Origin of the sequence: Pelagibacterium lacus, assembly GCF_003345525.1 — a bacterium.
GTDB lineage: Bacteria > Pseudomonadota > Alphaproteobacteria > Rhizobiales > Devosiaceae > Pelagibacterium > Pelagibacterium lacus.
On the sequence record NZ_QQNH01000026.1, the window covers coordinates 31,371 to 40,654 of the forward strand.

At 65.8% G+C, this 9,284-nt stretch carries 10 protein-coding genes; 4 read left to right on the forward strand and 6 right to left on the reverse strand.

Annotated elements, in window-relative coordinates; translation table 11 throughout:
- Nucleotides 1-99 precede the first annotated feature (99 nt).
- The gene (locus DVH29_RS13820) at nt 100-1,266 is read left to right on the forward strand and encodes a M20 aminoacylase family protein (RefSeq protein ID WP_114646776.1); all 1,167 of its coding nucleotides are present in this window, start codon (nt 100-102) and stop codon (nt 1,264-1,266) included.
- The gene (locus DVH29_RS13825; protein ID WP_114646777.1) at nt 1,263-2,324 is read left to right on the forward strand and encodes an AbrB family transcriptional regulator; all 1,062 of its coding nucleotides are present in this window, start codon (nt 1,263-1,265) and stop codon (nt 2,322-2,324) included. Before DVH29_RS13820 ends, DVH29_RS13825 begins: the two co-directional genes overlap by 4 nt.
- Here DVH29_RS13825 and DVH29_RS13830 read toward each other — a convergent pair.
- Both DVH29_RS13830 and DVH29_RS13835 read right to left on the reverse strand, forming a co-directional pair.
- Nucleotides 2,311-3,963, reverse strand: a complete 1,653-nt coding sequence (locus DVH29_RS13830; RefSeq protein ID WP_114646778.1) for an alpha-amylase family glycosyl hydrolase — start codon at nt 3,961-3,963, stop codon at nt 2,311-2,313. The two genes, DVH29_RS13825 and DVH29_RS13830, sit on opposite strands and share 14 nt — an antisense overlap.
- A gap of 54 nt (nt 3,964-4,017) precedes the next feature.
- Nucleotides 4,018-4,953 (reverse strand): AEC family transporter, encoded by a 936-nt coding sequence (locus DVH29_RS13835; protein WP_114646779.1) that lies wholly within the window; start codon nt 4,951-4,953, stop codon nt 4,018-4,020.
- 111 nt (nt 4,954-5,064) lie between these two features.
- Between DVH29_RS13835 and glpK the strand changes: the two genes are divergently transcribed.
- On the forward strand, nt 5,065-6,582 hold the full coding sequence (gene glpK / locus DVH29_RS13840) for a glycerol kinase GlpK (RefSeq protein WP_114646780.1): 1,518 nt from the start codon (nt 5,065-5,067) through the stop codon (nt 6,580-6,582).
- Here the strand turns inward: glpK and DVH29_RS13845 are convergent.
- Both DVH29_RS13845 and DVH29_RS13850 read right to left on the reverse strand, forming a co-directional pair.
- The gene (locus DVH29_RS13845; protein WP_114646781.1) at nt 6,567-7,430 is read right to left on the reverse strand and encodes an aminoglycoside phosphotransferase family protein; all 864 of its coding nucleotides are present in this window, start codon (nt 7,428-7,430) and stop codon (nt 6,567-6,569) included. The genes glpK and DVH29_RS13845 overlap by 16 nt on opposite strands.
- Before the next feature lie 86 nt (nt 7,431-7,516).
- Nucleotides 7,517-7,750, reverse strand: a complete 234-nt coding sequence (locus DVH29_RS13850) for a hypothetical protein (RefSeq protein WP_114646782.1) — start codon at nt 7,748-7,750, stop codon at nt 7,517-7,519.
- A gap of 218 nt (nt 7,751-7,968) precedes the next feature.
- On the opposite strand from DVH29_RS13850, the gene DVH29_RS13855 reads away from it, so the two are divergent.
- Entirely contained in the window at nt 7,969-8,346 is a 378-nt protein-coding gene (locus DVH29_RS13855; RefSeq protein WP_114646783.1) for a response regulator, read from the forward strand.
- Nucleotides 8,347-8,356: 10 nt separating this feature from the next.
- Here the strand turns inward: DVH29_RS13855 and DVH29_RS13860 are convergent, their stop codons facing one another.
- Both DVH29_RS13860 and DVH29_RS13865 read right to left on the reverse strand, forming a co-directional pair.
- Nucleotides 8,357-8,542 (reverse strand): DUF3008 family protein, encoded by a 186-nt coding sequence (locus DVH29_RS13860; RefSeq protein WP_114646784.1) that lies wholly within the window; start codon nt 8,540-8,542, stop codon nt 8,357-8,359.
- 85 nt (nt 8,543-8,627) lie between these two features.
- Complete coding sequence (locus tag DVH29_RS13865; protein WP_114646785.1) at nt 8,628-9,140, reverse strand: MgtC/SapB family protein; 513 nt, start codon at nt 9,138-9,140, stop codon at nt 8,628-8,630.
- Nucleotides 9,141-9,284 lie beyond the last annotated feature (144 nt).

Sequence of the window (9,284 nt, forward strand, 5' to 3'; positions counted from 1 at the left end):
ATCGGGCATAGAGAGGTTCCCCGCCGGGCACAAGGTGCATTGACGGAAAGAGGCTTGAAGCCGAAACTGGTGCTCTCGACTATTTCATCAGGACATTTCATGCCCATTCTCAATCGTGTCGCCGACTTCCATGCCGAGATCACGGCGTGGCGCCGTGAACTCCATGCCAATCCCGAACTGCTCTATGACGTGCAGGAGACGGCGGCGTTCGTGGCCGAAAAGCTCCGGGGCTTCGGCGTGGACGAGGTGGTGACCGGGATCGGGCGCACGGGGGTGGTGGGGATCATCCGCGGCGCATCGGATTCGGGCCGGATGATCGGGCTGCGGGCCGATATGGACGCCCTGCCGATCACCGAGCGGACCGGCAAGGACTATGCCTCCCAGAACGAGGGGAAAATGCATGCCTGCGGCCATGACGGGCACACCGCCATGCTGCTGGGCGCGGCGCGCCATCTCGCCGAGACGCGCAATTTCGACGGCGCGGTCGCGGTGATCTTCCAGCCGGCCGAAGAGGGCGGCGGGGGCGGGCGCGCCATGCTCGAGGACGGGCTCCTCACGCGGTTCCCGGTCTCGGAAGTCTTTGGGATGCACAATATGCCGGGCATCCCCTTGGGCGAATTCGCCATGCGCGCGGGCGGCATCATGGCCGGCACCGACCAGTTCGCCATCGATATCGAGGGCCATGGCGGGCACGCGGCCATGCCCCATCTCGCCATCGATCCGGTGATCGTCTCGGCCCATATCATCACCGCGCTGCAAACACTCGTCTCGCGCAATGTCGATCCCATCCGCTCGGCGGTGCTGTCGGTCACCACCGTCAATGCGGGCACGGCCTATAACGTCATCCCGCGCACGGCGCGGCTGACCGGCACCGTGCGCACCCTCGACGAGGCGGTGCGCAGGCAGATGGAAGAAGGCATCAAGCGGCTCGCGCCGCAACTCGCCCAGGCCTTCGGCGCCAGCGCCACGGTCACCTGGATGCCGGGCTATCCGGTGACGGTCAACGCTGTGGAGCAGACGGCCTTTTCCGCCCGTGTGGCGCGGGACGTGGCCGGTGGCGAGCGGGTCAACGACGCGGCCGAACCCACCATGGGCGGGGAGGACTTCGCCTATATGCTCAACGAACGGCCGGGCGCCTATATCTTCCTCGGCAATGGCGAGAGCGCCGACCTGCATACCGATACCTATGACTTCAACGACGAGGCGATTCCGGCAGGGGTCAGCTATTGGGTGCGGCTGGCGGAAATGGCGCTGCCGGCCAGATGAACACCGGCATGATCCTGCGGACCCTCATGACGCTGGCCATCGCGGCGGTCGGCTCCATCGCGTTCGGGTTCTTCGACATCCCCGGCGGCGTGCTGATGGGGGCCGCCTTCGTGGTGATGATCGCGGCCATGCTGGGCGCGCCGGTCACCATGCCCGATGGGGTGCGCAACGTGCTGTTCGTCTGCGTCGGCCTCTCCATGGGGGCCAATGTGGCGCCCGATACGCTGCAACTGATCGGCCAATGGCCGGTGACGCTGGTCGCGCTGGCCCTCGAACTGGTGGTGATCGTCGCCCTGTGCGGGTGGATGCTGCACCGCATGTTCCGCTTCGATTCGGGCACCGCCTTTCTCAGCTCGTTCCCCGGACACCTGTCCTTCATCATGGCGCTGGCCACCGCCGGGGTCGGCAATCCCCGGCAGATCGTCATCATCCAGGTCGAGCGGGTGATGGCGCTGACGCTGTTCGCGCCGATCGGGGCGCTGTTCCTGCCGGTCGGGCAATATGCAGGCGCCTCGAGCGAGCCTATGGCGCTGCACACGCTGGCCATCGGCGTCGCAGGCTGCGCGCTGACCGGGTGGATATTCACGCGGCTGCGGATGCCGGCCGGCTATGTGCTGGGCTCGATGCTGTTCGCGACGGTGATGAAGCTCACCGGCAATTTCCATGGCGCCCTGCCCCCGCTGCTGGTCGACCTGACCTTTGTCGGCATGGGGGCGCTGATCGGGTCGCGCTTTGCTGGGATCACGCGCGCGGAAGTCGTGCAGGCCGCCTGGGGCGGCACGGTCTCCATGGTGCTCACCATCACCGTCACCACGCTGTTCGCCCTCGCGGTCAGCCGCTTCGTATCGATGCCGATCGGGCAATTGTGGCTGGGCCTGTCGCCGGGTGGGCTCGAATCCATGGGCGCGCTGGGGATCGCCCTGGGCTATGACACCGCCTTCATCGCCGCCCATCACGTGGCGCGGCTGCTGATGCTGACCCTTGCCATCCCCATCGTGGTGGTGGCGCTCAAGCGCTATTCGCCGCCGCCGGCCCCGCGCAGCGTCACGCCTCGATAAGGGCCAGCGTCAAGGCGGCGGGGTCGAACCCCGCGCCGCATTCGATGATGGCGAAGCCATTGGCCTTGAGCGCCAGCCCGCCATCCCCCAATTCGGCCCCGGTCGAAACCGCTGCGACGGTCGCCAGGGGCGGCAGGCCGTCGACGGCGAGGCCGCGGGGCAAGGCCGAGAGGTTGAACACGCACACCAGCGCCGTCTGGCCGCTATGGCGGGCAAAGGCGAGGATCGGCCGCTCGACGTCATAAAAGACGATCTCGCCGCCAACCAGCGCGGGGACCTCCCGCCGATAGGCGAGGATGGCGCGATAATAGTTGAGAATGGAATCCGGGTCGGCGTCGAGCGCCGCCACATTGCGCTTGCGCTGCGGTGCCTTGACCGGCAGCCAGGGCTTTACGTCGGAGAACCCTCCATGCTCGTCGCCGGTCCATGGCATGGGCGTGCGGCACCCGTCGCGGCCCTTGTTTTCGGGCCAGAAGCGCAGGCCGGGCGGATCGGTCAATTCGCCATAGTCGAGCTCGGTCTCGGGCAGGCCCAGTTCCTCCCCCTGATAGAGGCAGACCGAGCCCTTGAAGGTCGATTGCATGGCAATCGCCAAACGCGCCAGGGCATCGGGATTGGCGGCATGGGCCTCCCAGCGGGTCACATGGCGGTTGACGTCGTGATTGGAAAAGCTCCAGCACGGCCAGCCATCGGGCGCGCCGCTGAAAAAGCCCTCGATGCGCGAGCGGAAATGGCGCGGGGTGAATTCGGGGCCGAGCATGGAGAAGGAATAGCACATGTGCAGGCGATCCCCGCCGGCGGTATATTCGGCCATGATCTCGATGGGGCGATGGGCCTCGCCCACTTCGCCCACCGTGGTCGTGCCGGGGAATTCGTCCATCAGCTGGCGCACCCGCTTGAGGAAATCGATATTTTCCGGGCGGTTCTTGGAATAGGTGTGCAGCTGCATGCCATAGGGATCGACCTCGAGCGGGGTTTCCTTCTCCCGCGGCGCGGCCGGATTGTCGCGCAATTGCCGGTCGTGGAAATAGTAATTGACGGTATCGAAGCGGAAGCCGTCCACCCCGCGTTCCAGCCAGAAGCGCATGGCGTCGAGAACCGCATCCTGCACCTCGGGGTTATGGAAATTAAGGTCGGGCTGCTCGATGAGGAAATTGTGCAGATAGTATTGCCGCCTTGTGCCGTTCCACTCCCAGGCCGGGCCGCCGAACACAGAGGGCCAGTTGTTGGGCGGGGTGCCGTCCTCATTGGGCTCGGCCCACACATACCAGTCGGCGCGCGAATTGGTGCGCGAGGATCGCGATTCGATGAACCAGGGATGCCGGTCGGAGGTGTGGCTGACCACCTGGTCGATGATCACCTTGAGCCCCAGATCGTGGGCGCGTTCGATCAGCGCGTCGAAATCGGCCAGGGCGCCGAACAGGGGATCGATGTCGGTATAGTTGGAAACGTCATAACCCATGTCGGCCATGGGCGAGGTGAAGATCGGGGAGAGCCAGATGGCATCGACGCCCAGCGAGGCGACGTGATCGAGCCGGCCCAGAATGCCGCGCAGATCGCCGACGCCATCGCCATTGCTGTCCTGAAAGGACCGGGGATAGATCTGATAGATCACCCCGCCGCGCCACCAGTCACCCATGAAATCCTCCGTAAAAGCCTGTGATCGGCATCCTATAGTCAAACCCGGGCCGGTTCACGCCGCGAGCAGCAGCAGCCAGCCGGCAATGGTAAACAGCGACAGGACCGTCGAGATCAGGATGGTGTTGGCGGCGACATCGACGGCGCGATTGTAGAAGGTCGCGAAGATATAGACGTTGATGCCGGCCGGCATGGCGGCGAGCAGCACGCCATAGCGCGCGATATGGGGGTCGACGCCGAAGACCGGCACCATCAGCACCCAGGCGATGGCCGGGTGGACGATCAGCTGCATGGCCGAGGTCATCAGCGCCGGACCCCAGGTCTCCCCGAGCCGGTATTCGTTGAGCGCGCCGCCCAGCCCGAACAGGGCGACCGGCATCACGGTGCTGGCGAGCAGCAGCGTCACATCGTCGGCAATCCCGGACAGTTCCACATCGAAGAGATTGCCCACCAGCCCCAGCGCGATGCCGATCAGGATCGGGTTGGCCACGGTCTTGCGCAGGCCCTGCCAGAGGGCCGTGGCGAGCTTGCCGCCGTCGCGGCGCGCCAGTTCCATGAGGAACATGCCGAGGGTCATCACGATGGGGGCGTGCAGGCCGATGATGGAATAGACCACCGGCATGGCCTCCTCGCCATAGGCGCGCTGCATGACGGGAATGCCCACCAGCACCGTATTGGTGAACGTCGCCGAAAACCCCACCGAAACCGCCTCGCCCGGCCGGCGCTTGAAGACGAAGGCTGCGGTGAGCGCGGCCAGCGCCAGGGCGCTGAGCGCACCGACATAGAATGGCGCGATGATGGCCGGGTTGAAGGCGCTGGAAAAATCCACGTCCAGCATGGCGCGGAACAGCAGGCACGGGGTCGCGAACCCGTTCACATAGGCGATCAGCCCCCGCACCCCTTCCTGGGGATAAAGGCGCAGCCGGACGGCGAGATAGCCCAGCCCGATGAGCACGAAGACGGGCGCGATGATATTGAGAACCGAGAGCATGGACGGGCTTCGCAGTCAGGCGGGAATGGCCAGCAGACACGTTCCCGCTCGCAAGGTCAATCTTTACCCGCGAGCGGGTTTCGGGCAAGTTCTGGAAAAGCGGAGAACAGCATGGCCGACCACATTCTGGCGATCGATCAGGGCACCACATCGAGCCGTGCAATGATCTTTAATGCCGACCAGAAGGTGGCGGGACAGGGGCAAAAGGAGTTCGCGCAGCACTTTCCCAATAGCGGCTGGGTGGAGCACGCGCCCGAGGATATCTGGCAGTCGGTGGACTGGGCGATAAGGCGCGCCCTGCGCGAGGCCGCGCTCCAGCCCGCCGACATCGCGGCCATCGGCATCACCAATCAGCGCGAGACGACGCTGGTCTGGGACCGGGGGACCGGCGCGCCGATCCACAACGCCATCGTCTGGCAGGACCGGCGCACCGCACCGATCTGCGAGACGCTGCGGGCCGAAGGCAAGGAAGACCTCGTCACCGAACGCACCGGGCTGCTGCTCGACCCCTATTTTTCCGGCACCAAGCTCAAATGGCTGCTCGATACCGTCCCCGGCGCGCGCGAGAAAGCGGAAAGCGGCGCCCTGGCGTTCGGGACCGTGGACAGCTATCTCATCTGGCGGCTGACCGGCGGCAGGCGCCACGTCACCGACGCCACCAATGCCAGCCGGACGCTGATGTTCAACATCATCGAGAACGACTGGGACGACGACCTGCTGGCGCTGTTCGGCATACCGCGCACCCTGCTGCCGCAAGTGCTCGATTGCGATGGGGATTTCGGGGTGACCGATGCCGGCGTTTTCGGGGCCGAGGTGCCCATTCTCGGGGTCGCCGGCGACCAGCATGCCGCCATGCTCGGCCAGGCCTGCTTTGCGCCGGGAATGCTGAAATCGACCTATGGCACCGGATGCTTTGCGGTGCTCAATACCGGCGACACTCCGGTGCGCTCGCACAATCGGCTGCTGACCACCATCGCCTACCGGCTGGGCGGGAAATCCACCTATGGGCTGGAGGGCTCGATCTTCATCGCCGGCGCCGGAGTGCAATGGCTGCGCGACGGGCTCAAGATCATCGGCAAGGCCTCGGATTCGGGGCGACTGGCCAGCGATGCCGATCCCAACCAGGCCGTCTATCTGGTTCCCGCCTTTGTCGGGTTGGGCGCGCCCTATTGGGACGCCGAGGCTCGGGGGGCCATTTTCGGGCTGACGCGCAATACCGGCCCGGAGGAATTCGCCCGTGCGGCGCTGGAAGCGGTGTGCTACCAGACCGCCGACCTGCTCGACGCCATGCGCGGCGACTGGCAGGGCGAGGCGGAGGCAACCGTCCTGCGGGTGGATGGGGGCATGGTCGCCTCGGACTACACCATGCAGTTCCTCGCCGACATTCTCGACGCGCCGGTCGACCGGCCGCAAATGCTCGAGACCACCGTGCTGGGGGCCGCATGGCTGGCCGGGCAGGCGGCCGGGCTGTGGCCGGGCCAGGAGCGGTTTGCCGCAAGCTGGGCGCGGGAACGCCAGTTCCGGCCCGAAATGGACGCCGGGACGCGCAACGCCAAGCTGGCCGGATGGCGCGACGCGGTGCGCCGTACCCTCACCGGCTATGCGGATGGCATTCAGGCCAGGTCGTAGACGGCCAGCAGGTTGGGCAGCACCGCCAGGTGCCAGTTGATCGAATCGCCGCGCATGAGCGCCTGGCTGGCCGAATTGGCGGCATGGATCGCGGCGAAGGCCAGGATGCGCTTGCGCTTGTAGCCGAGCTTGGCCTCGTAGACATCGGCCATGGCATTGATGCGGCTGGGGTTGGCGGCGAGCTTCACCTTGCCCCAGGGATGCAGGAAGCTGGCCGCCATGTCATAGGCCGGGTCGCCGATCAGCCCGAGCGGCGAACGGGCCACCCAGCCGCGCTCGGTCAAGACGATGCGATCATGGTGCACGGCGCCATGGAGGGGGATTTCGGCCGAGGGCTTGTCCAGCGCGCCATAGGCGATCCCCACCGAGCGGGCATAGAGATCGCGCGCCGTATCGGGCCAGAGGCGTACATCGGCGGCGAAGAAATCGGCGAGATGGTCGCGTAGGCCGACCAGATTCTCCGGCGCGTCGGGGCGGTTCACATGCAGCATGCCGACCAGGTTGGCGATGGCGCCGGTGGCCTGATCGTCCTTGCCGTCCAGCGCCGGCTCGGACAGCAGCTTGCCATCGGCCCATTCGGTGAGGATGCAGTTCTCGGCGGTGCCGTAATGGCGCAGGGCCCCGTCGCCGCGATACCAGTCGAGGAGTTCGCCCTCGCGGGCCGCGCTTCTGCCGTTCGCCTTGTAAATGCGCAAGGCGGCCGGGGTGTTGTCGTCGCGGGTGACCCTGTAGGTCCACGCCGCGCCGGTTTCGGCCACGGGGGTGAGCTTGGTGAGGCTCCAGCGAATGGCAGCCTTGTTGAGAACGGTGTCGTGCGGAGCGGTACCGATCGGAACCCCCTCTTGCAAACGGAGTCAGCCCGGACAGGAAGAATCAACTGATTCTCCCATAAGTTCCCATTCTAGCAAATTTCGGGCGAAAGGTCTGTCCTTCCTCAGCTTTCCAGCCACGGCATCAGCCGAAGCCGGGCCGGGCCCTCAAGCGGCGTGGGGGCGACGGGCCGCACATGGTCATGGGGCAGATCGCCCAGCGAGGCTTCGAGTTCGCGCAGCCGGAACAGCGCCAGTTCGAACAGGTTGTCGACTTCCGGATCGTACCACACCTCGTTGGCGAGGATGGCGCGGGCCTGTTCGATCTGATCTTTTGCCAAGGTATAGGCAGAGGGCATGTGTTCTGTCTCCCTGTCGGTTCGCCCCCATTGCGTAATGATCCTCGCCGAGTCGGACCATAGAACTGAACCCCTTGCACACAAGCGCACGCTTCCATGGTCAAGCCGATGAAAACGCCAAAGCCGGCATTCGATTAAAATTGCAGCGGCATTAACCCAAGGGCAAGGCCGGCCATGGCACACTGGACGATCCCTCGTCTGGCCCCATGGAGTGGACAATGGCTAGCGGACAGTTGACCGGCAAGCGCGTGCTTGTGGTCGAGGACGAATTGCTCATCGCGATGGACCTGGCGGATTCGCTCGCCGCTGCGGGCGCCGAGGTGGTCGGCCCCTGCCACTCGCTCGAGGACGCGAAATCGGCCGCCGCCGATGAGGGTATCGACGCGGCCATTCTCGATGTCGACCTGGGAGGCCGCGAAGTGTTCCCCGCCGCGGACATATTGGTGCGGCGCGGCATACCTTTCCTCTTTCATTCCGGCCGGCTGGACCGGGCGCAGCTCGACTCGGCCTTTTCGCGCGCGCCGATCTGCCCCAAGCCCATGGCGGCCGAGCAGCTTATCGAGACCGTGCGCTCCCTCGTCGCCGTGGCGGCCTGACCGCGCGCGGTCAGTCCTTTTTCTTCTCGGGCAGGTTCTTGCGCTTGGTCGAAGCCATGTCCTCGAGTTCCTTTTCGGTCATCGAGTCCACCATCTGCTTTGACGCCCCCTTGAGGTTCTTTTTGGGGGTGTCGCCGCGCTTGGCCGAAAGAGCCGCGCCGGCGGCCTTCTGCTGAGCTTTGGATCGGGCAGGCATTTTCGCTTATCTCCCTGAGACGCGTGTGCGGGAGAAAACGAAGCCCCGGCCCGGCGGTTCCGCCGGGCGTTAACCGGCGACAGGGCTATGCCTTATCGTCCGGCTTGTCGTCGTCGCCGAACAGGCGCTTTTCCAGGGGGCGCAGCAGGAGGGTGATGGCAAGGACGAAGACCGTCGCCATCACGGCGATGGAAAAGAACCCGGCGCCCGAGGCGACCCCGATGGCGCCGGCCGCCCACATGCCCGCCCCCGTGGTCAGGCCTTTGACGTCGCCGGCCCGCGACCGGAAGATCGCGCCGGCCGCGAGAAAGGCGACACCGGCCGTCACCGCCTCGATCACCCGGAGCGGATCGAGGCGGGCCATGGTGGTGCCGCCCAGATCGATCATTTCGTGATAAATCTCGAAGGTCATCACCGTGAAGGCGGCGGCCGCGACAGCGATCAGCATATGGGTGCGCAGCCCCGCCGCCTGCTGCTTGGCCTCGCGCTCGAAGCCGATCAGCGCCCCGAGCAGGGCGGCAACGCCCAAACGAATGGCCAGGACCGCGACCGATTCGTGGGTGGGATTGCCCCCCAGGGCCAACCAGTTTTCGAGCATGTCCGTCCCCCGTTTGCGCCTGCCCGGAGGAACGCGCAACACGGGCCGCGGTTCCGCGGGTCAGAACGGAAAGACGATTGGGATCATGATCATGGCTGCGGTGAAGACGACGACGTTCATCACCGCGCCGATGCGGACGAAATC